Origin of the sequence: Nonomuraea spiralis (assembly GCF_014648435.1) — a bacterium.
Classification (GTDB): Bacteria; Actinomycetota; Actinomycetes; order Streptosporangiales; family Streptosporangiaceae; genus Nonomuraea; species Nonomuraea spiralis.
The window spans coordinates 183,265-204,829 of sequence record NZ_BMRC01000007.1 but is presented as its reverse complement, the minus strand read 5'-3'; the positions used below and the strand labels follow the sequence as shown (position 1 = coordinate 204,829).

At 74.6% G+C, this 21,565-nt stretch carries 16 protein-coding genes and 1 pseudogene; 7 read left to right on the top strand and 10 right to left on the bottom strand.

What is annotated here, in order from left to right; all coding sequences use genetic code 11:
- The first annotated feature begins 38 nt into the window (after nt 1-38).
- The 3 genes from IEZ27_RS19165 to IEZ27_RS19155 all read left to right on the top strand — a co-directional run bounded on the left by IEZ27_RS19165 (nt 39) and on the right by IEZ27_RS19155 (nt 2,884).
- Entirely contained in the window at nt 39-1,250 is a 1,212-nt protein-coding gene (locus IEZ27_RS19165; protein ID WP_189648484.1) for an ROK family transcriptional regulator, read from the top strand.
- Nucleotides 1,251-1,316: 66 nt separating this feature from the next.
- Nucleotides 1,317-2,117, top strand: coding sequence for an ABC transporter permease (locus IEZ27_RS19160; RefSeq protein ID WP_189648483.1), 801 nt, complete (start codon nt 1,317-1,319; stop codon nt 2,115-2,117).
- On the top strand, nt 2,114-2,884 hold the full coding sequence (locus tag IEZ27_RS19155) for an ABC transporter ATP-binding protein (protein WP_125638444.1): 771 nt from the start codon (nt 2,114-2,116) through the stop codon (nt 2,882-2,884). Before IEZ27_RS19160 ends, IEZ27_RS19155 begins: the two co-directional genes overlap by 4 nt.
- On the opposite strand, the gene IEZ27_RS19150 is transcribed toward IEZ27_RS19155, so the two are convergent.
- Together IEZ27_RS19150 and IEZ27_RS19145 are read right to left on the bottom strand one after the other, a co-directional pair.
- Nucleotides 2,835-4,262 (bottom strand): MFS transporter, encoded by a 1,428-nt coding sequence (locus tag IEZ27_RS19150; protein ID WP_229824121.1) that lies wholly within the window; start codon nt 4,260-4,262, stop codon nt 2,835-2,837. The two genes, IEZ27_RS19155 and IEZ27_RS19150, sit on opposite strands and share 50 nt — an antisense overlap.
- A 145-nt stretch (nt 4,263-4,407) precedes the next feature.
- Complete coding sequence (locus IEZ27_RS19145) at nt 4,408-5,364, bottom strand: NAD-dependent epimerase/dehydratase family protein (RefSeq protein WP_189648482.1); 957 nt, start codon at nt 5,362-5,364, stop codon at nt 4,408-4,410.
- A 177-nt stretch (nt 5,365-5,541) separates the two neighbouring features.
- Between IEZ27_RS19145 and IEZ27_RS19140 the strand changes: the two genes are divergently transcribed.
- Nucleotides 5,542-6,081, top strand: coding sequence for a hypothetical protein (locus IEZ27_RS19140; protein ID WP_189648481.1), 540 nt, complete (start codon nt 5,542-5,544; stop codon nt 6,079-6,081).
- A gap of 1 nt (nt 6,082) precedes the next feature.
- Nucleotides 6,083-8,758 (top strand): M48 family metalloprotease, encoded by a 2,676-nt coding sequence (locus IEZ27_RS19135; RefSeq protein ID WP_189648480.1) that lies wholly within the window; start codon nt 6,083-6,085, stop codon nt 8,756-8,758.
- Nucleotides 8,759-8,780: 22 nt separating this feature from the next.
- On the opposite strand, the gene IEZ27_RS19130 is transcribed toward IEZ27_RS19135, so the two are convergent.
- The 3 genes from IEZ27_RS19130 to IEZ27_RS19120 form a co-directional block, all read right to left on the bottom strand.
- Nucleotides 8,781-10,829, bottom strand: a complete 2,049-nt coding sequence (locus IEZ27_RS19130; RefSeq protein WP_189648479.1) for a SpoIIE family protein phosphatase — start codon at nt 10,827-10,829, stop codon at nt 8,781-8,783.
- Between the two features lie 75 nt (nt 10,830-10,904).
- Entirely contained in the window at nt 10,905-14,027 is a 3,123-nt protein-coding gene (locus IEZ27_RS19125; protein WP_189648478.1) for an AfsR/SARP family transcriptional regulator, read from the bottom strand.
- A gap of 31 nt (nt 14,028-14,058) precedes the next feature.
- Complete coding sequence (locus IEZ27_RS19120; protein ID WP_189648477.1) at nt 14,059-14,616, bottom strand: LOG family protein; 558 nt, start codon at nt 14,614-14,616, stop codon at nt 14,059-14,061.
- Nucleotides 14,617-14,677: 61 nt separating this feature from the next.
- On the opposite strand from IEZ27_RS19120, the gene IEZ27_RS19115 reads away from it, so the two are divergent.
- Nucleotides 14,678-15,583, top strand: coding sequence for a polysaccharide deacetylase family protein (locus IEZ27_RS19115; protein ID WP_189648476.1), 906 nt, complete (start codon nt 14,678-14,680; stop codon nt 15,581-15,583).
- Here the strand turns inward: IEZ27_RS19115 and IEZ27_RS55555 are convergent.
- Both IEZ27_RS55555 and IEZ27_RS55550 read right to left on the bottom strand, forming a co-directional pair.
- Nucleotides 15,501-15,893: an AbfB domain-containing protein gene (locus IEZ27_RS55555; RefSeq protein ID WP_379478679.1), complete on the bottom strand. Its 393-nt coding sequence runs from the start codon at nt 15,891-15,893 to the stop codon at nt 15,501-15,503. The two genes, IEZ27_RS19115 and IEZ27_RS55555, sit on opposite strands and share 83 nt — an antisense overlap.
- Nucleotides 15,876-16,138 (bottom strand): annotated as a pseudogene (locus IEZ27_RS55550) (arabinofuranosidase catalytic domain-containing protein); the annotation flags it as partial. The gene IEZ27_RS55555 and the pseudogene IEZ27_RS55550, both read right to left, overlap by 18 nt.
- 514 nt (nt 16,139-16,652) lie before the next feature.
- Between IEZ27_RS55550 and IEZ27_RS19105 the strand changes: the two are divergent.
- Nucleotides 16,653-17,825, top strand: coding sequence for a cytochrome P450 (locus IEZ27_RS19105; RefSeq protein WP_189648475.1), 1,173 nt, complete (start codon nt 16,653-16,655; stop codon nt 17,823-17,825).
- Between the two features lie 13 nt (nt 17,826-17,838).
- Here the strand turns inward: IEZ27_RS19105 and IEZ27_RS19100 are convergent, their stop codons facing one another.
- From IEZ27_RS19100 to IEZ27_RS19090, 3 genes are read right to left on the bottom strand one after another with little or no spacing between them, the layout of a single operon-like run.
- Complete coding sequence (locus tag IEZ27_RS19100) at nt 17,839-20,175, bottom strand: serine/threonine protein kinase (RefSeq protein ID WP_189648474.1); 2,337 nt, start codon at nt 20,173-20,175, stop codon at nt 17,839-17,841.
- Nucleotides 20,172-20,918, bottom strand: a complete 747-nt coding sequence (locus IEZ27_RS19095; RefSeq protein ID WP_189648473.1) for a hypothetical protein — start codon at nt 20,916-20,918, stop codon at nt 20,172-20,174. Before IEZ27_RS19095 ends, IEZ27_RS19100 begins: the two co-directional genes overlap by 4 nt.
- Nucleotides 20,918-21,526, bottom strand: a complete 609-nt coding sequence (locus IEZ27_RS19090; protein ID WP_229824119.1) for a hypothetical protein — start codon at nt 21,524-21,526, stop codon at nt 20,918-20,920. Before IEZ27_RS19090 ends, IEZ27_RS19095 begins: the two co-directional genes overlap by 1 nt.
- Between the last annotated feature and the right edge of the window lie 39 nt (nt 21,527-21,565).

The window sequence follows — 21,565 nt, the reverse complement described above, 5'->3', positions numbered from 1 at the left end:
AAAGTTGACCCTGTTCCCCTGCCCACCATCATGGTCCCATGTCGTCACCCACTGACGCGCTTCAGCGGCTGCGCCTGGTGCACGAGGACGCCGTGCTCACCACGCTGCGCGCGTCCGGCGCGCTGAGCCGGGGCCAGCTCACCGAGCGCACCGGACTGTCCCGCAGCACGCTGTTCGCGATCATCTCCGACCTGATGGACCGCGGCGCGGTGATCGAGACGGACGCGGTGCCCGCCGAGCCGCGCGGGCGTGGCCGGCCCGCCGCGCTCGTCTCGCTCAACCCGGCCGCCGGGCTGCTGCTCGGCCTCGACCTGGGGCGGGGCCGGGTGCGGCTGGCCGTGGCCAACGCCGCCCACCAGGTGGTGGCCACCGCCTCCGCCTCCCTTCCGGAGGACGCGGCCCCCCTGGAGGAGGCCGAGGCGGCGATCCGGCTGGCCCGCGAGGTCGCCGCCGAGCGCGGGATCGGCCTCGGCGCGCTGGAGGCCGTCGGCCTCGGCCTGGTCGGCGTCGTGGACGAGACCACCGCACCGGCCCCCCTCGACCTGCCGGGCATCCCGCGTACGCTCCCCGCCTGCTACCTCCCGGTGGCCAGGCGGGTCGCCGAGGAGTTCGGCGTACGGGTGGCCGTGGACAACAACGCCAGGCTCGCCGCGCTGGCCGAGGCCACGTGGGGCGTCGGCCGGTCGGTGCGCGACATGGTCTACGTACGCTGGTCGGTCGGCGTCGGCGGCGGCTTCATCGTCGCGGGCCGGCTGCTGCGCGGCGCGCACGGCGCCGGCGGCGAGATCGGCCACGTCTCCCTCGATCCCGGCGGCGAGCCCTGCCACTGCGGCAGCCGCGGCTGCCTGGAGGGCGGCATCGGCGGCCAGGGCCTGCTCAGGGCGTGCGCCGCGCGCGGGATCCGGCTGTCCGGCCTCGACGCGCTGGTCGCGGCCGCCCAGGACCGGGTGCCGGCCGTGTGCGAGGTCATCGTCTCGGCCGCGGCCGACCTCGGCCGGGTGCTGGCCGGGACCGTCGCCCAGCTCGACCCCGCGCTGATCGTGGTGGGCGGCGAGCTGGCCGGCCTGGGCAGCCTCGTCCTCGACCCGATCCGGGACGCGATCGCCCGGCTGGCCCTGCCCCGCTCCCCCCGCGAGATCGCCGTCGCACAGGCCGACCTGGGGGTGAACGCCTCGGCCATGGGCGCCATCGCCCTCCTCGTGCACGAGGAGCCCTCGATCCCCGCCCACCTCCGCCCGTCCGCCCCCTGATCTCCCCGACCACCCCTGACAAGCGCTGCCCGGAAGGATCCCTGCGACGATGACGAGCCCCGAACCATGACCGCCGTGACCGTGACCGACCCTCCCCCGGCCCCCCGGCGGCGCCTGCCGCGCCCCCGCCGCGCGCTGGTGCTCAACGCGGCCGCCGTCGTGGCGGGCCTGGCCGCCTGGAGCGGGCTGTCGCTGGCCGGCATCCAGGGCCTGTCCAGCCCGGCCGACGTGGCGGCCCGCGCCGCCGAGCTCGTCTCCGACGGCACCCTGCCCGCCGACCTGCTGGCCAGCCTGCGCCGGGTGTTCACCGGCTTCGCGCTCGGCACCGCGCTGGCCGTCCCGGTCGGCTTCCTCATGGGCTGGTACGCCACCGCCCGCGCGCTGATCGAGCCGTACGTGCAGTTCTTCCGGACGATCCCGCCGCTGGCGATCATCCCGCTGGCCATCGTGCTGATGGGCATCGGCGAGACGCCGAAGGTGTTCGTGATCTTCCTGGCGGCGTTCCTGTCGAGCGTGGTCTCCACCTTCCAGGGGGTCCTCGACGTCGACCGGACCCTGATCAACGCGGCCAGGGTGCTGGGCGCCGGCGACCGGACCATCTTCATGAAGGTGATCGTCCCGGCGTCCACGCCGTTCATCATCGTCGGCATGCGGATCGGGCTGGGCGCGGCGTGGGGCACGCTGGTGGCCGCCGAGCTGATCGCCGCCCAGGAGGGGCTGGGCTACCGCATGCAGCAGGCGCAGCTCTACTACGACCTGCCCACGATCTTCGTCGGGCTGATCAGCATCGGCGTGCTCGGCCTGGTCATGGACCGGCTGCTGCTGCTCGCCGAGCGCCGTTTGACCGGATGGCAGGAGCGCCGATGACCCCCAAGATCTCCTTCGAGGCCGTCTCCAAGACGTTCCCGCTCAAGGACACCGAGTTCGTCGCCCTCGACCGGGTCGACCTGGACATCGCCGACCGCGAGTTCGTCACGGTCGTCGGCCCGTCGGGCTGCGGCAAGAGCACGCTGATGAGCATGGCCGCGGGCCTGACCGAGCCGGGCGGCGGGCGCATCCTGCTCGACGGCGTCCCGGTGACCGGGCCCGGCCCGGAACGCGGCGTGATCTTCCAGCAGTACGCGCTCTTCCCGTGGCTGACCGTGCGCAAGAACGTCGAGTTCGGCCTCAAGCTGGCCGGCCTGCCCGCCGACGAACGCCGGCGGCGGGCCCAGCACGCCATCGACCTGGTGGGCCTGACGGACTTCGCCGACGCCCTGCCCAAGATGTTGTCGGGCGGGATGAAGCAGCGCTGCGCGATCGCCCGCGCGTACGCGGTGGGCCCGCAGGTGCTGCTCATGGACGAGCCGTTCGGCGCGCTCGACGCGCTCACCCGGGTGCAGTTGCAGGACCAGCTCCTCGACACCTGGAGCAGGGAACGGCGCACGGTCATGTTCATCACCCACGACGTGGACGAGGCGGTCTACCTCGCCAACAAGGTCGTCGTCATGGCCGCCCGGCCGGGGCGGATCCACCGCGTCGTCGAGGTGGACCTGCCCTACCCGCGTACGGAGGAGATCCGGCTGTCGCCGGAGTTCGCCCGTATCAGGAACGAGGTGTGGCACGCGGTCTACCACCAGGAGTCCGCCGCCTGACCGGGCGGCCCCGGTCACGACGGCCGCCGGGCACGGCGCGACGGACGACGACGCCCGCGACGAGGCACGTCGCCCCGGCGACCGCCAGCCCCGCGGCGGGTCCGAGGGCCGCCATCACCCCGGTGGCGGCGGCCAGGACCAGCGTCTCCAGGCTCATCCGCGTCGTGCTGAACAGCGCCGCGCCCGCCCCGCCGCGCCGGGCGGGCACGTACGCGAGAGCCTGCCCGTCGGGGACGCCTTCGGTCAGGCCGAGGCACAGACCGACGACCGCGGCCGCCCCGAGCAGGGCGGCGGGCCGCTCGGTGAGCTGCAGGACGACGGCGGTGGCGGCGCAGGCGAACAGGGCGACGGTCACCTGCGCCCGCGCCAGCCGGCGCGCGAGCCGCGCGGCGACCAGCGGCAGGACCGTGGACGGCACGGTCAGCAGGCTGAGCATGACCGCCGCCGTGCCGGGACCCATGCCCTGGACGGCCCCGAGCTGCGGAAGCACGGTCAGCCCCACCACGAGCATCCCCATGAAGGCGCCCGTGGCCAGCCCGTAGGCCCGGTAGGCAGGGATCCGCAGCAGATCCACGGGGATGGCGGGCTCGGCGGCGCGCCGTTCCACGCGGACCAGCAGGACAGCGCCGGCGACCGCCACGGCGATCAGCCCGCCCGGCCCCCACCACGGGACGCCGCCCCCGAGGCCCAGCCCGAGCGCGGTCACCGCGGCGGCCACGGTCACCCCGAACAGGACGGCGCCGGCCAGGTCGAAGCGGCCGGGCGTCCCGGGGGCACGCAGGCCCGGCAGTCCGGACGTGGCCAGGGCCGCGAGGGCGGCGACGGCCGCGGGCGCGAGGAAGACCAGGGGCCAGCCTCCGACGGCCATGAGAGCCTGGGCGACGACCGGTCCCAGCGCCAGGCTGCCGCCCAGTACGGCGCCGGAGTAGCCGTACACGCGGCGCCGTTCCTCCGGCGGGTAGACGGCGAGGATCATCGACGACCCGCCGGCGGCGCACATGGCCGCGCCGACGCCCGCGAGCACCCGCAGCGCCACCAGGGACGGCAGGTCAGGAGCGAACGCGGACAACACGCCGGTGACCGCGACCAGGCCGTTGCCCACGGCGAAGAACCCGGTACGGGCGGTGCGGTCAGCGGTCGCGCCCGCCAGCAGGAGGGCGGCGGCGAAGAGCCCGTTGTAGGCGAGGACGACCCACGGCCCGAAGGCGTCCGGGCCGGGAAGCCGGGCGGTCACCTCCGGGACGACCGCCGTCGCGCCGGTGATGGCGAGCGGGAACACCGCGGTGGAGACGAGCTCGGCGGCGAGCACCCGCCGTCGTTGACGGGTGGACAGGACGAACAAGGGTGCGCTCCGGGACAAGAGGATTCCGAGCGCCACGACGGCGCTCCTGGCCAGAGGTCAGGAGCGGCAGCGAGAACCGGGGGTTTGCGCCGCCGCTCTCAGCGACGGCGCACCTTGTCCGTTTTAGGCACGTTCACACCCTAACAGTCCCCGGGCAACGGCCCCGGGGCTCGGGCGGGGATCAGGCGAGCAGGCGGAGCAGCTCGGCCTCCTCGTCCGGCGTGAGGCCGGACCGGCTCACCGTGTGGCCGGAGTCGCGCAGCCAGGTGAGCGTGTCGCGGGCGGTCTCGGCGACCGGGCGGACGCGCAGGCCGGCGGCCAGCGTGGCGGAGGTGTCCCGGACCAGGAATCCGGCATATTCCGGCAGCGGCAACCACATCGGCAGCGAACGCGGCCCCATCCACGGCTCGACCTTGTGCTCGGTCAGGAACTCCTGATCGGCCCAGACCAGCTCCGGCTCCACCCCCAGGCCCTCGGCGATGCCCGCCAGCAGCTCGCCCCTGCCGAAGGGCATGGAGATCGCGTCGTACGGCCCGGCCAGCCCGGCCTGTCCCGCGTCGAGCGTCCAGGCGGCCAGATCGCGTACGTCGACGAGCTGGACGGAGTCGGCGGGCGAGCCGGGAACCAGCACGGGCCCGCCGCGCGCCAGCCGCTCGACCCAGTAGGTGAACCGGTCGGACTGGTCCTCGGGGCCGACGATCAGCCCGGCCCGCACCAGCAGCGCACCGTCGCCGACGATCTGCTCGCAGGCCACCTTGGCCGGCCCGTAGTTCTCCGGGTCGTTCTCGTCGGCATCGGCCGGCAGCGGGTCGTGCAGCTTCTGGTTGACCTCGCCGAAGTCGGCGTAGACGCTGCACGTGGAGACGAACGCCCAGTGGCCCACGCGCCCCGCCAGCTCCTCGACCGCCCGCCGGACCACGCTCGGATGCCTGGCGACGTCGACGACCAGGTCGAACGATCCTTCCAGCGGCGCGAGGCCGCCGTCCTCGCTCCGGTCGACCCGGACGAACTCGACATCGGGCGGCGGGTCCCCGGCGAGCCCGCGCGCCGCGCACACCACCTCGTGCCCGCGGTCGCGGGCCTGACGCGCGATCTCCCTGGACAAGAACTTCGTGCCACCCAGAACAAGTGTCCGCATCCCCTCATCCTGGCCCACCCGCCCCTGCCGGGCTCCCTCCTTCACTCCCAGCGCAAAACCTCCCGAAGGGCCGCCGCGAAAGAGGTCGCTCGCATTCCGCAGTCACGTGACGACGGACCGGCAGATGTGCTCTCATAGGGATGTTTCGGGGATCCAGCTCAGGTCAGGCGAGGAGCCATGCCCGAAACAGCCTCCCCAGCACCCTCCGACGGCCCTCTCGGCACGGCGCCGACCATCGAAGAGGCCGCCCGGACGATCCTGCTCGACGTGGCCCCCGAGGACGTGCGATTCCTGCCGCTGGCCTGCGCCGACTTCTTCGGCGACCCGGCCGCCCGGCGGCGCGCGGTCCGCGCCACCCTCCGGGGCCGCGAACGCGACCAGCCCACCGGCTTCGCCACGGGCGAGGGGATGCAGCTCGTCCTCGGCGTGGTCCTGACCCTGCTCAACGGCGTGGCCTGCGAGGTGCTGACCGGCATGGCCACCGAACGGGTCGACCGGCTGCGTGCCGGATGGCGGGACCGGCGCCGCCGCAGGGCGCTGACCTCCTCCGTCGCCCCGCAGGCCGAACGCACGCCGCTGCCCAGGGTCAGCGCGGTCGACGCCGCGGCCATCGGCCGCCAGGCGGCCGACATCGTCCGCGCGGCGGGCCTGCCCGAGGAGGCCGCCCAGCGGGTGAGCACCCTGCTCGCCGCGGCCCTCATCGACCCCCGGCCCTGACGTGCGCGCCCCCGCCGGACCGTTCCAGTACGCGGCCCCGCCCCCGCCCAGGCTGGACCCGTTCGCCCTGCCGGCGGCGACCACGGCCCGATTCCTGCTGCTGATCGTGGTCGCGGTCACCAGCTCGATCCACCTGTACCTGACGCTGCTCGACCCGTACGTCACCGGCAGGCCGGACACCGTCTCCGGCGCCTGCGCCCTGGCCGCGCGGTCCGGCGCGGGACGGGTGCCCGACCGCGAGCTCGTGACCTCCTACGTCGGCTGCGTCCGGAGCGGGTCGGTGCGGACCGGGATCGCGCTGGTCGGCATGGTGGTCGTGCTGCTCGCCGTGGCCGTCGTCATCCACCTGCTCCACCCGCGCCTGGTCATGCTGTCCCGTCCGCGCCCGCTGGCCCAGCTCGCGGTGGACGAGGGCATGGCCGCCGTGGTGCGGCGCGTCGAGGACACCGTACGGGCCCTCGCCCCGGGGACCGAGGTGTACGTCGCGACGCTGCGGGCGAGCGCGGGCGGGCGCGTGTTCGGCCGCCGTCCCCGGTTCCGGATCATCCTCGACCTCGGGCTGCTGCGCGGGGCCGACACCGATCCGGGGCCGCTCGACGCCGTACTCGCCCATGAGCTGGCCCATCTGCGCAACAAGGACGTCGGCCTGACCACGTTCGCGTTCGCGATCTGGTGGTCGTACCTGCTGGTCGTCGCCCTGCCGCTGCTGCTGGTCTCGGCCGTCACGCCTGCTCTGCTGCCCCTGCTGCCGTGGCGGCTGGCTGTCGTGCTGGCTCTCCTGTGGCTCGCCCGTACCTCGGTGCTCAGGACCAGGGAGTACTACGCCGACCTGCGCTCCGGCTCCACGCCGGACGGCGAGCGTGCGCTCCTGGACGCGCTGCGTCCCCGGCGTCCGCAGGGCGGGCGGCGCCGGTGGCGCCGGGGGCCGTTGTCGTTCCATCCGGGCGAGGAGGAGCGGGCGGGCGTCCTGCGCGGCGCGCCCCGGCTCTTCCGGATCGGCGTGGTGGAGTCGGCGGCCGCCGGCATGCTGCTCGGGCTCGGCTACTCACCGTGCGTCAACCTCGTGACGATGCTCCTCCCGGACACCATGGCCACCCTGTTCACCCCGGAGCGCCTGGCCGTGGGGGTGCTGTTCGGGGCGCTGGCCACCGGGGCGGTCGCGGGCACCGTGTGGCGGGCCGGGCTGCTCGCGCAGGCCACCCACACCCGCCCGCCGTCCACGCTGCTCGCCGCGTCGGCACTGTCGGCGGGGGTGGTGACCGGACAGCTCGTCGCGCCGCCGCTGGTGACCGCCGACGGCTCGTGGGCCACGGTCCTCGCCGCGAACCCCGTGATCGCCGCCGCGCTGGCCGTGCTGCTCACCGTGCTGTTCCAGCTCATGCTCAGGTGGGCGTTGTTGTGCGCGTCCGTGTGGCTGCCGCTCGCCCGGCGGGTCCGTACGGCGGCGCTGGCCGGGGCGGCGTTGTCGGCGTTGATCTTCGGGGCGTGGCTGAGCCTGTGGTTCGACATCATCGCGTGGATGACCGGCAGCGCGACCAACTGGGGGCTGCTCTGGTTCGGCCTGTTCAGCACCGCGTTCAATCCGACGTTGCAGCTCTGCGTGCTGCTGGCCTGCGCCGCCGCGCCGGCCGGCTGGGCGGTCCGCCGCGCCCTGCCGCCCAGGCCCCACGCGGCCGTCTGGCGCGACGCGCCGCCGAGCCGTCTGGCGGCACCGCGCCTGCCGCTGCCGGCCGTCAACGTCACCGCGCTGGCGATCGTCCTGGCGTACGCCGGGGTGATGATCCCCTTCTACGGCCGGCTGCGCTCGACCTTCGGCGACGTGCCGCTCACCGGGGCCGTCCCGGCGGGGACCCTGGCCGGTGTCTTCGCCCCGCTCCTCGTCGTGGGGATGGTCGTGGCGCTGGCCGGGGCGTTCTGCTTCGGCCTGGTCGCCGGAGGGCGCGGCGGCACCGCGCCGGCCCTGGCGGGCGCGGGGGTGCTCATGTTGCTGGCCGTCTTCGGCATCGTGCCGCTGGTCTTCGCGCATCTGTCGGCGGCGGCGTGCGGGGCCGAGGGGATGTGGTCCTGCCTGTCCCGTCTGCCGGAATTCCTCGACCTGTCGCGCAGCGGGCCGATCTTCACGGTCGGGTTCGCCGTGCTGATCGTCGCGGGCACCGCCGCCGCCTGGCTGGGCAGCGCCCTGCGCGGCGGCGCGCAGGCGCTGTCGGGGGCCGGTTCCCGCCCGTGGGGGGCGCGGCCGTGGGACGGCGCGGTCGGCCGGCCCTTGAGTGCCCTGCTCTCGCTGGTCCCCACCGTCCTCGGGATGCTCCTGTTCGGCTACCTGTCCGTCTCCGCGCTCGCCTCCAGTGACGGCGGGTCGGTGCCGGTCGACCGGGCGGTCGTGGAGCGCGAGCTCCAGGCGGCTCCGCGAGGGCCGTTGCCGGCCGTACGCGCCTGCTCGGCGGCCGGGGCGGTCGTGTCCGGGCTCGGGTTCGCCGACACCTTCGACCAGTCCGGCGTCTTCGCCGGCATGGCCAGGAGCGCCGGGTACGCCATGGCGGTGCGCGAACCGGCGATCCAGGCCATGGGCCGCGAGACCGCCGCCGCGCTGCTGGCCGGGGACTCCGGGCGGGCGTACCGGGCCCACGACGCGCTGCGCCACCTGTGCGTCGTCACGAGCGGGCTGCCCACCGGCTGAGTACGTGCCCGGCGGGACGGGTTCAGGGGGCGGGCGGGAGGCGCAGGGCCATGATGGCGATGTCGTCCAGGCCCGTGAAGGGGAGGGCGCTGAGCAGGTGGTCGCAGAAGGTGTCCACCGGCTCGGCGGCCAGCGACTCCGCGACCCGGCGCAGGCGGCCGAGGCCGAGGTCGAGGTGCTCGCCCGACCGTTCGACCAGGCCGTCGGTGTAGAGCAGCAGCGTGCTGCCCGGCGGCAGCGGCACGGCCTCGGAGGCGCGGGTCTCGTCGTCCGGGAGGCCGAGCAGCGGGCTGACGGCGCCCTCCAGGAAACGTCCGTGGCCCTGGGCGGTGACCAGCAGGGGCGGCGGATGGCCGGCCACCGCGTAACGCAGCCGGTGGCCGCCGTTCCACTCCTCCACGCGGCCGAACACGCACGTGGCCGTGACGTCGTCGGAGGACAACGACTCCATCGCGACGTTGAGCCGGGTCAGGATCTCGCCGGGCGGCTCGCGGCGGTCCATCGCCAGCGCCCGCAACATGTTGCGCAACTGGCTCATCAGGACGGCCGCCGACAGGTCGTGCCCGGACACGTCCCCGATGACCATGACGGGGACGCCGTCGGGCAGGACGAAGGAGTCGTACCAGTCGCCGCCCACCTCCGCCGCGCTCGGGCTGGCCCGGTAGCGGGCCACGATCCGCAGGCCGGGCAGGCGCGGCGGCTCGACGAGCAGGCTGTACTGCAGGGCCAGCGCGACCTGCTGGGTGCGCTGGAAGCGGATGGCCCGGCTCAGGGCGTCGTGGGCGTGGCCGAACATGTTGCCCAGCAGCGTGATGTCGGCCCTGTTGATCGCGGGACGATCCCCGCACGTCACCACCCCCACCACGGCCGGGACCGCCCCGTCCACCACGACCGGCAGGATCAGCATGCTGTTGGCGCCGTTGGCCGCCAGCCACGAACGTGTGCCCGACGGTGCCAGGTCGGGCGGCGGCGACCCGGCGGGGAACGTCTGCAGCAGAGGCCGCCGCCGGCGTACGGCCATCACGAAGGCGTTGCCCTCGTCGAGCTGCTCCTCGCTGTACGGCGCCAGGGGCGCCAGGCCGCGGCGAACGGCGGTGGCCAGCCGCTCGACGATGAACGGCGCGGCGCCGCGCCGCTCGCCGGTGAGGTCGGTGATGAGGTAGACGCCGCAGCCGTCGGCGAGTTCGGGCACGATGACGTCCGACAGCGCGCCGAGCATCTCCTCCAGGCTGGAGAGTTGCGCCGTGGCGGCGGCGCTGTCGAGCAGGCGTTGCCGCCGCTGCTCCTGCCACTCCTCCTCGATGTCGGTGCACGATCCCACCCATTCCAAGACCCGGCCGCTCTCGCAGACGGGCACGGCGCGAAGCTGGAAGTGCCGGTAGGAGCCGTCGGCGGTGTGCAGCCGGTAGACGTGGTCCCAGGTGTCGGTGGCCCTGCTGACCGCCCGGGACCACGACCTCACCGTCGCCGGCCGGTCCTCGGGGTGGACCATCTGCAGCCAGCCCTGGCCGCGGTACTCCTCCCACGGCTGCCCGGTGATCCGCGCCCAGCTCGGGCTCGGCTCGTGCACGTAGCCGTCGCGGGTGGTCACCCAGAAGATCTGCGCGCTGACCTGCATCAGGCTCTCGTAGCGGCGCAGGATGCGGCGGCGTTCCTCGGCGATGGTCTCGATCCGGCGCGCCGCGGTGACCTGGTCGGTCACCTCGATCACCACCTCCAGCACGCCGTAGTCGCCCGGCCCGAAGACGACCCGCGACAGGCTGGAGGTGAAGAACCGCTCCCCGGGGCCCTCCTGCCCGCCGACGACGCACTCCGGCTCGGCCGTGCTGACGAACGGCTCGCCGGTGGCGTAGACCCGGTCGAACTGCTCACGAAAGTGCACCTGGACGAACTCCGCGAACGCCTCCTTCACCGGCATCCCGGTACGCTCGTCGGCGAACAGCGACCGGTACACGGCGTTGGTGTAGACCAGCAGGTGATCGGGGCCGCGCGCCACCGCCACGCCGACCGGCGCCGGATCCAGCACCTCGAACGCCAGCCCGCTGCCCCCGGGCCCGTCGTCAGCCCCCATCGTGACCTCCCCCGACGGTCACAGCCTCCTTACCACCCTACCCGCGCACAATCCACCGCGAACCGTTTCCGCTGCTCAGACGGCGGCCAGGCGCCACCGGGCGACCGGCGAGCAGGAGACGAGCCGGACCTGACGGTCGTAGTCGGCGGCCAGGGAGCGGCGGCCCTGGAGCAGGTGGATCTCGCTCAGCAGCGACAGCGCCGGGCCGTGCAGGAGCCGGAAGTCGCTGGAGCACACCATCTCCAGGGCCCGTCCGGCGGCGTTCAGTGCCCGGTCGAGGTCGCCCAGGCCGAGGCGGGCGCGGCCGAGGCCGATCAGGGCGCGGGCGCGCATGAACTGGATGCCCGCGCTGTCGGCGTGGTCCAGGGCCTCCTGGTGGGCGAGCAGGGACAGCCGGTAGTCCCCGCCCAGCAGGTGGATCGTGCCGATCGTGTTGGCCGCGCCGCACCAGGCGTAGGTGTGATGGGTCTCGCGGGCCAGCCGCCGCGCCCGCGTCGCGTCGTCCAGGGCCTGCTCCAGGAGCCCTTCGTCGCGCCGCACCTCGGCCAGGACGGTCAGGCTGCGCGACTCCCCGGCCCGCGACCCGGCGGCCCGGTCGGAGCGCAGCGCCTCCGAAGCCAGTTCCCCCGCCTCGGCCAGCCGTCCCCGTAGCCGGTGGACGGTGGCGAGCCCGCCGAGCGGGACGCTGATCTGGGCCTCCCCCATGCTCTCCCGCAGCTCCACCGCGCGCCGCAGCCGTTCCTCGGCCGCCTCCAGGGCGCCGAGCTCGATCTCGACGACACCCATGTTGGCCAGCGCCTTGGCCTCGCCCTGCCGGTCGCCGCCGTCGCGGCTGAGGCTCAGGGCCACCTGGAAGTGCTCGATGGAGCGGTGCAGCTCGCCCAGGTCGTGGCAGGTCGCGGCGGCGTTGTTGTGCGCCGCCGCGGCTCCGCGCGCCCAGCCGGCCCGTTCGCAGTGGCGGGCCGCCCCGACGTAGCCGGTGCGGGCCTCGGCCAGGTCGAAGCGCAGGTGGTGGGCGGTCGCGAGGGTGAGGTGGGCGACGGCCAGGCCCTCTTCGTCCTGTTCCGCGGACGCGGCGCGAAGGGCCGCCTCGCCGGTCACGAAGCAGTCGGCGACGGCGGGGTGGAGGACGAAGTGGCCGCGCAGGGAGTCGGCCAGCGACCAGGCGTGGCGGCGGGGGCCGTACGCGGCGGCGTGGACGGCGGTGGCGATCAGGTTGGCCTGCTCGTCCCGCAGCCAGGCCGCGACGCCGGCCCGGTCGTCCGGGGTGAGGGCCGGTTCGTACGCCGGACCGTGGGGCAGCCGGGTGATGAACGGGTGGGCGAGCGCGGCGGCGCGGGCCGCGGAGGTGGCGTACCAGTGGGTCAGGCGGTCGAGGGCCTGCCGCCGGGCCGCGGGCTCCTCCTGCCGTTCGGCCAGTTCCTTGGCGAGCAGGCGCAGCAGGTCGTGGAAGGTGTAGCGGCGTGCCCGGCGCTCCTCCAGCAGGTTCGCGGCGGCGAGCCGGTCGAGCAGCCGGCGGGCCTCGGCGGTTTCGACGCCGGCCAGCGCTGCGGCGGCCTCGGCGGTGACGTCCTGGCCGGGCAGGAGGCCCAGCAGGCGGAACAGGCGCCGCGCCGGGGGCGGCTGGCGGGCGTAGGACAGGCTGAGCGCCGAGCGCACCGCCAGGTCGCCGTCGATGCGCAGGGCGTCGAACCCGTCCAGGGCGACGGCCCTCGCGTACTCGGCCAGGGACCAGCGCGGGCGGGCGGCCAGGGTCGCCGCCGCCACGCGCAGGGCGAGCGGCAGGCGGGCGCACAGGCGGATCAGCTCGGCGGCGTGGGCGGGCTCGGCGGCCACGCGGTCGTGCCCGGCGATCGAGCCCAGCAGATCGAGGCCGGCGGCCTCGTCCAGGACGCCGAGCGGCAGCAGCCGGGCGCCGTGCGAGGAGACCAGCCCGGTGAGGGTGTCGCGGCTGGTGACCAGTACGAGGCAGCCGGAGGCCGCCGGGAGGAGGGGCCGCACCTGGTCGGCGGTGTGGGCGTCGTCGAGCACGACGAGCACGCGCCGGCCGGACAGGCGCGAGCGGTACAGGGCGGCGGCGGCCTCCTGCTCGGCCGGGATGTGCTCGGGGCGCACGCCCAGCGAGGCCAGCAGGCGGGCGAGCGCGGCCGAAGGCGTCACGGGCGGCTGGGCCGCGTGGCCACGCAGGTCGAGGTGGAGCTGCCCGTCGGGGAACCGGGCGGCCAGCCGGTGCCCGGCACGTACGGCGAGCGCGCTCTTGCCCACTCCGGCCGCCCCGGTGACGGCCACCACCCTGACCTCCGAGGCCCCCTCGTCCTGCGTGCCGGCGGGCGGGGCGAGGTCGTGCAGCCAGGCCAGGGCGTGTTCGCGGCCCGTGAAGCCGCGTACGTCAGGGGGCAGCTCGGCGGGGACGGGACGGGGCTCCGGATCGTCGCCGGGGGCCGCGATGGTGGGCGCGTCGGCCAGGATGTCGGCTTCGAGCCGGCGCAACGCCGGGCCCGGGTCGAGGCCGAGTTCGTCGGCCAGGAGCCGCTTGCCGTCCTGGTAGACCCGCAGCGCCTCGGCCCGGCGTCCGCAGCGGTAGAGGGCGAGCATGAGCTGCCCGCGCAGCCGTTCGCGCAGCGGGTGCTCGGCGACGGGCGCCGGCAGCTCCGCGGCGAGCCCGTGGTGGCGGCCGAGCGTCAGCTCCAGCTCGGCCCGCTCTTCGAGCACGGTCAGCCGCAGCTCCTCCAGGCGGCTCGCGACGGCCCGCACGTCCGGCGCGTCGAGCCCGGCCAGGACCGGGCCGCGCCACAGGCCGAGCGCCCGGCCGTACAGCTCGCCGGCCTCCTCCTCGCGCCCCTGGGCCGCGGCCCGGCGGCCGAGCTCGACGCTCTCCTCGGCCAGGCGCGCGTCGACCAGGCCGCCGTTCAGCCGGTAGCCCGAGCCCACGGTCTCGATGACGCCGGGGTCGGCGCCGGCCTCCCGCAGGCCGCGGCGCAGGCCGTTCACGGCGATCATCACCTGGTTGCGTACGGACGCGGGCGGGTCGTGCCCCCACAGGGAGGTCAGCCGGTCGATGGAGACCACCCGGCCGTGGGCCTCGGCCAGCAGCGCGAGCACCGCCTGGCTGCGGGGGCCGCCTAATCGCACGGCCCGCGCCCCGGCGACGGCCTCGATCGGCCCCAGGATCCGGATCTCGACGTCGCCGGCTCCCATGGCACCCACCCTACCGGTCCGGCCCCCGCCGTCAGCCCTGGACGACAGGGGGCACCAGGCCCGACTGCTCCTCCAGGTACGCGATGGCCCCGACGCCCTCCTCGGCGAAGAACACCAGCTCGGTCAGGGGCAGCGGCAGGAATCCCTCCGCCTCCATACGCTGGAACTGCTGCTTCAGCCCGTCGTAGAAGCCGGCGGTGTTCAGCAGCACGACGGGCTTGGTGTGCAGGCCGTGCTTGCGCAGCTCCAGGATCTCGGTGGCCTCGTCGAGCGTCCCGCTGCCGCCGACCATGATCACGAAGCCGTCCGCGCGGGCCAGGAGCTGGGCCTTGCGCTCGGCCAGGTCACGGGTGATCACCATCTCGTCGGCGCCGGGCCTGGCCTTGTGTGCCAGGAACTCGACCGATACGCCGACCAGCCGTCCGCCGGCCTCCTGGACACCGTCGGCCATGACCTTCATCAGTCCGGAGTCGGAGCCGCCCCACACCAGGGTGTGGCCGCCCTTGCCGATGAGCCCGGCGAACTCGCGGGCCGGGCGGGTGTATCGGTCGTCGAGGTCGGCGGCGGAGCAGAAGACGCAGATGTTCACGCCGCCACTGTAGGCGAGCCGGACCTGTGACGGCCCGCACGCTGGGGGTACGTGCCGGGCCATGGAGAAAGCCATCAACGTGTGCCTGGGTGTGGACGTGGACGCCGTGGCGGGCTGGATCGGCTCGTACGGCGGCCAGGACTCGCCCAACGACATCCAGCGGGGCGTGTTCGCCGCCGAGGTCGGGACCCCGAGGTTGCTGCGCCTGTTCGCCCGCGAGGGGATCAGGACGAGCTGGTTCGTGCCCGGACATTCCGCGGAGTCGTTCCCCGACCAGATGCGGATGATCGTCGAGGCCGGGCACGACGTCGGCGCGCACGGCTACATGCACGAGAATCCCGTGTCGATGTCGGCCCAGCAGGAGGAGGACGTCCTGGCCCACAGCCTGGAGGTGCTGGACCGGGTCCTCGGCGTACGGCCGCGCGGCTACGTCGCGCCGTGGTGGGAGATGTCCGCCCGGACCATCGAGCTGCTGCTGCGCTACGGCTTCAGCTACGACCACTCGCAGTCCTACCGCGATTTCCTGCCCTTCTACGCCCGCAAGGGCGAACAGTGGACCCGCATCGACTACGAGCAGGACGCCTCGACCTGGATGAAGCCGCTGGTGCACGGCGAGGAGGTGGACCTGGTGGAGTTCTCCGCGAGCTGGTACCTGGACGACCTGCCGCCGATGATGTTCATCAAGAGCTCGCCGAACAGCCACGGCTTCGTCAGCCCGCGCGACCTCGGACAGCAGTGGCGCGACCAGTTCGACTGGGTCTACCGCGAGCTGGACTACGCGGTCTTCCCGATCACGCTGCATCCCGACGTCAGCGGGCGTCCCCAGGTGCTGCTGATGCTGGAACGGCTCATCGCGTACATGCGCGGGCACAGGGGGGTCACGTTCATGTCGATGGCCGAGGCCGAGAGCGACTTCCGCGCCCGCTACCCCTTCGGCGGCGGGGAACGCCCGGCCGACGTGCGGTGAGCCGTCCCCGGCCGGAGCCGCCGTTCGCGGCGAGGTGGACGGTGTTGTCGTAGTGGCGCAGGAACCGGTCGGGGAAGTTCGCGGAGGCGAACGAGGTGCCCTGGCCGCTCCTGCCCGGCTGCGGGCAGAAGGCGGCGTCCGCGGCGAACAGCGTGCCGCCGTCGTTGTGCTGCCGGTGGAGCTGGTAGTTCTGGTGCCGCAGGTAGCGTTCCCGGCCCGGATCGCCCAGTTGGTTCGGCTCGCCCTTGACGGCGGCGGTCAGGTGGCGGTGGCTGACGCTGGGGTCGCCCGCGTTGCAGCCCGGGTTCACGCCGGAGAACAGGCCGTTCTCCAGGTCGGCCACGCCCCAGGGGCCGTTGCCGGTGCCGTGGCCCCAGACCTTGATGTCGCCGAAGTAGACGGCCTTCATCGTGCCGTTGCCGTTGTCGCGGCTGTCGGTCTCGGCGTTGCCGTGGTCGAAGCAGCAGCCGCCGTCACGCGGACGCCGTACGCCTTGTGGCCGTTGACCAGGGTGGGCGCCGCGGTGGCGAGGGCGAGGTTGTCGTACCCGCCCACGGCCGGGCCGGAGAACCCGCCAATGGAGACGACGTAATCCGGACCGGGCGATCATGAATGGATCTACGCCTTTCTTGGGGGGCGCCGTGAATCGCCGGGAAAATGCGGGCACGGGTCACCGGCGAACAAAAGGGCGCCGATCGCTTATGCCCGCTGATCTGCGATCACACGAGAGGAGGGTTATCGTGTTATCGCTAACATAATTTCCGCTGAAAACCTCCGGAGAAATCAAATGGAGTTGACCGGCCCACTATGGAACGACGACACCGGGCCCGTCAAGCTTCTCCCCGCGACCCGGGGTGGTCAACGTCTTCTCAACGAGAACTCAACACGGGCCGACGAGACTGTGTCCGATCGGCGACCCCACCTCGACACGGAGCTGTGATGACCACTGGCACGTCGCGGGACGACCTCGGGCCGGGATCGGCGTACGAGGCTCCGCGCACCGAGATCGAACGGCGGCCGGCCGGGCCGCGGCCGCGCAGACCGGCCGGCTCGCCGGCTCCCCCGAACCATGCGTGACCTCGCCGACCCCGGCCTGTTCGAGGCGGGCGGTCAGTACGAGGCCTGGCGGTGGTGGCGCGAGCACGACCCGGTGCACCGCCACGAACGAGGCTTCTGGTCGGTCACCAGGTACGCGGACGTGGACCGCGTCCTGCGCGACCACCCGTCCTTCGCCGGCGAGCGGGGAACCTCGCCCGGCCACGCCGACCCGGCCGCCGGACGGGAGCCCGCCGCCACCGGCCCGACCGGGCCCGACCGGGCGCGCGCGGCGCTGCGGAAGGTCATGGGCATGCGTCCGGCCGGGAGCTACGAGCCGTCCCTGATCGCGGCGATCACCGGCCTGCTCGCCCCCGGGCTGGACGAGCAGTCGTTCGACCTGGCGGCGGCCGTCCGGGGGCTGCCGCTGGCGCTGGCTGGGCCGTTACTGGGGCTGCCCCGCGCCGACTGGCCGTACCTGTCCGGCCTGGCCATGGCGGCCGGCGCCGAGGACGACCCCGGCCACCGGATCGGCGACGCCGCGCCAGGGACGCCGCGCCGGGCCCACCGCGAGTTGTCCGCCTACTTCCTCCCCCTGGTACGGGAGCGCGCCCGCACGCCGGGCGAGGACCTGGTCAGCCTGATGGTTTCCGACGCCGGCGGCCGGATGGACCCGGAAACGGCCGTCGCCGGCTGCCGCGACCTGCTGCTCGGGGCGAGCGTGACCCTGCCGGACGCGGCCAGCTCGACGGTGTACGAGCTGGCCCGCACCGGCTCCTACCGCGCCTGGGCCGACCGGCCCGACCTGCTGCGCACCGGGGTCGAGGAGGCGCTGCGCTGGGCGTCGCCCGGCAGCCACTTCATGCGGCACACGACCCGGCCGGTGCGGTTGTCGGGCGTCGACGTCCCGGCGGGCGAGCCGGTGGTCGCCTGGATCGGCTCGGCGAACCGCGACGCCGCCGTCTTTCCCGACCCGGACGCCTTCGACCCGGAACGTACGCCCAACCGCCACCTCGCGTTCGGTGACGAGCCTTACCACTGCGCCGGATCCCACCTGGCCCGGCTGACCCTGCGGCTGTTCTTCGCCACGCTCTTCGCGACGTTCGCCGACGTCGCGGTGGCCGCCGAACCGGTCCGGGTGCGATCGACCTTCCTCACCGGCTTCAAGGAGCTGATCATCTCGGGCACGCCCAGACGCGGCCGCTGACGGGCCCGCTCGGCTACGGGCGGCCGCCGCCGGGCCAGCCCTCGTGGCCGAACAGCGGCATGCAGGCCAGGTCCGGGCGGTCGAGGTCGCCGATCAGCAGCGCCACGCCGAGGTCGCCCTTCCAGAGGCTGTTCGGCAGGCTGTCGCCGCCGCCCGCCTCGCGGGTCGCCGCGCCGGCCAGCCGGTGGGCGGCGGCCAGCCAGCACGGCTCGCCCGACAGCCGGTGGGCGGCCAGCATGGCGTACGCCTGCCCGGCCAGCCCGCAGCACAGGGTCGGGATCCGTACGTGGGCCGGGGCGCAGGCGCGGGCGGCCCGCAGCGCGTGCCCGGCGTACGCGTCCTCGCCCAGTACGGCCGCGGCCGTGGCCCAGAGGTGGACGTATCCGGCGGGGCCGTGGCACCAGCCGGTCATGGGGATGTCGTGGGGGCCCTGCCAGGTGGTGCGGCCGTCGCGGGTGCGGCCGAGCGCGGCCAGCTCGTCGAGGCGGTCGCGGACCACGTCGGGGACCTGGGTCCCGGTCGCCGCGTACCAGCGCAGGGCGGCGTACAGGATGCCCGCCCAGCCGTGGGCGACGCCTCGGTAGCGGAGCCCGGCGTCGTCCGTCACCGAGGGGGGCAACCGGCGCAGGATGGAGGCGAGCGTCTGGTCGGCCAGACCGGCCAGCCCGCAACGGTCCGGTACGCCGGTCCCCTGGAGCGCCTCGGCGAGCATCGCCGCGCCGAGCACGGTGCCCGCGCGGCCGAGGGTCAGGTCGAGGGTGTGGCACGGCAGCAGCGAGGCGGTGACGAAGGCCCCGACCGCGTGCACGGCCCGCCGCCGGTCGCCCATCGCGTTGGCCACGAGCGCGTCGACGCACGCGGTGCCCGCCGGCGAGTGGTAGATCGACACGCGGCCCACCTTGTCGGGCAGGATGCCGAGCTCGGCGGCGTGGAAGGCGTGCCGGTCGCCGGCCTGCCTGGCGGCCCAGGCCAGCCACCGCCGCGCGGTGTCCAGGTGCCGCGGCTCCCCGCTGATCGAGGCCAGCCGGTAGAAGAAGTACGCGATCCCGGCCGCGCCGTAGTTCACCGACACCCGTGGCGCGGCCGTCAGGCCCGTGTCCACCGGGCCGCCGGGACGGCCGAGCCGTTCGGTGGTCTCCCGCAGCAGGCCGGCGGCCGGAGAAGCGGCTGACCGGCGGGGACCGCCCGCGTCCTTGAGCGCCAAGCCGGCGGCGGCCATCGACGGGAACCGGTCCTGCGGCCGTTTGGCCAGCATCCGGGCCAGGACGCCCTCCACGGCCGGCCAGGCCGGGACGCCGTGCGTGCTGAAGGGCGCCGGGTCGTCCTCGGCGATCCGCGCGAGCAGGGCTCCCGCGCCCGCCGTGGCCTCCACGTAGTGGTGGCCGGTGAAGACCTGGTAGAGCAGGGCGCCGACCGCGTACTGCTCCCCCGCGAACGTCGCGGGCGGCGCGGCCGTACGGCGCCGACGCGCCACGGCCCACTCCGGCTCGCAGTAGGGCAGGACGCCGCCGCGCCGCCCCTGCGACAACCCGGGGTCGCCGGGCACGCGGGCCAGGCCGAGGTCGATGAGCGTCACCTCCCCGGCGGCCGACACCAGGACGTTCCTCGGGTGCACGTCGGCGTGCACGATGCCGCGCGCGTGCAGCCCGGCGTAGGCGTCGAGGATCGCGCCGGCCAGGGCGAGCGCCGCCGCGGGCCAGGACGGGTCCCACGGCCGGCGGACACGCGCGGCGTGCTCGGTCACGCTCGCGCCCTCGACCCAGCCGAGCGCCAGGAACGGCCGTTCCTCCCCGGTGTCGTCACCGGCCAGCGCCGGGACGCGGCAGCCCTGGGCGAGCCCGAGGACCGCGGCCTCGTGCCGGAGCGCCGCGCGGCTGTTCTCGTCGAACGGGTCGGAGGGCAGCTTGATCGCGACCTCGGTCCCGTCCGGGGCGTGCGCCCGCACGACCGTGAGGTCGGGAAGCCGCTGGACGAGCCGCTGGACGGCGTAGTCCCCCACCTGGTCGGGCACGTCGCCGGACGCGTCCCCGCCACCGCCCGCCGGGACGAGGAACCCCGCGCCGATCAGCTCGCGGACGACCGGGAAGGCGTCGTCGAGGACGAGGTGCGGGTCGGCCCGGTGCCGTACGCCGAAGGTCACGACCGCCTCGGTCAGGGACATCGGCTGCCGGAACAGCTCCACCAGCGCGGCGGTCTCGGCGCTCACCAGCATCGTGGTCTGGCGGCCCGAGGGTTTGGTGAGACAGTGCTGACCGGCCCTGATGTCCAGTTTGGCCTGCACGGTCGAGGCGAGCCGGTCCGCCGGGAACAACATGACCTCGGGCGGCAGCGCGAACAGCTCGTCGGTCATCCGAGGCTCCACAGGCCGGGCCCCGGCGACCAGGTGCCGGTGTCCACGCCGTCCTCGCGCAGCCGGAGGCAGGCGTACTCGGCCCTTCCCCCGGCGTCGGGCGCGTCGGAGGCGTGCAGGTGGGCGGCCAGCTTGCGGGTCACCCACTTGCGCCAGCTCGGCCCGTAACCGGCCGCGTCGGGCGGCGGGTCGCAGGCCCACGACACCGCCGGGTGGCGCGGGGCGTGCGTGAACGGCACGCCCTGGGCCGGCTGCCCGGCCAGCGCCCCGGCCAGCGCCGCCGCCAGCTCCCGGGTCTCCTCGCGGGTCGCGCAGTAGATCACGAAGCGGTCGGGGCGCGGCAGGCCGCGCGGGTGCCGGGCCAGCTTGAAGCTGTGCGCGCGGTGGTCGGCCAGCACGTGCACGCAGCGTTCGAACGCCGCGGGCAGCGCCCCGGGCAGCACGCTGACGTACACCTTGTACGGCCCGGCGAGCCGGCCGCGGCGGACCGCCCGCCAGTGGTTCCAGCTCGCGTCCTGGGAGCGCAGCCAGCGGCTGTCCAGGACGCGCGCGGCGCGTTCGCCGACGACGTACCGGGTCACGGCGTCCTCGTCGGGGAAGCGGGCGAGCCAGGCGGGCGTCACCGGGAGCCAGTTGGCGTGATACAGGTATCCGGCCGTGGCCTCGCTGTCGCCGCCGGGCGCGATGGCCGCCGCGGTCAGGAGCGCATCCCGCGAGACGTGGCCGAGCGGTCGGGCGTCCATCAGGAGGGCACCGCGAGCAGGGCGTCGATGCGCTCGTGCAGCGCTCGGAGGTTCACGTCGCAGGTCAGGCTGTCGCCCTCCGAGGTCACGAAGATCGGCTCGGTGTTGACGCACTTGGCGGTGTCGACGCACAGGAACGTGTTGTCACACCCGTTGGTGTTGAGGCACTCCCCCGTGTTGGCGCACGTGCCGCCCGCGACGCAGCCCGGACCGGGGTCGGTGACGCCGATGCAGTCGGTGTTGCCGCAGCTGTCGCCGTGGCAGCTCGCCATGTCGCAGGACGGGCCGCCGCCGCAGGTGGCGGACTCGCACGAGTCGCCGCCGGGGCAGGTCGTCCCCGGGCAGGTCAGCAGGCCCCCGCAGGTGTCGCCCTCGCAGAAGCTGGCGTCGTGGCAGCCGGAGTCGGCGCAGGTCTCCGAAGGGCAGGTGAAGTCCTCGCACTGCGTACCGTCGGGGCAGGTGCCCTCCGGGCAGGTGTTCCCGGGGCAGGTGTTCTGCGGGCAGGTGCCGTCCGGGCAGGTGTTCTCCGGGCAGGACGGGTCGTCGCACTCCTGGGCGCGCGGGGGGAGGTCCGCGCCGCTGACCGGCGTGAAGGTGGCAGCAAGCATCTGACAGGTGAACATCTCGGTCCCCCTCTCCCTGAAACC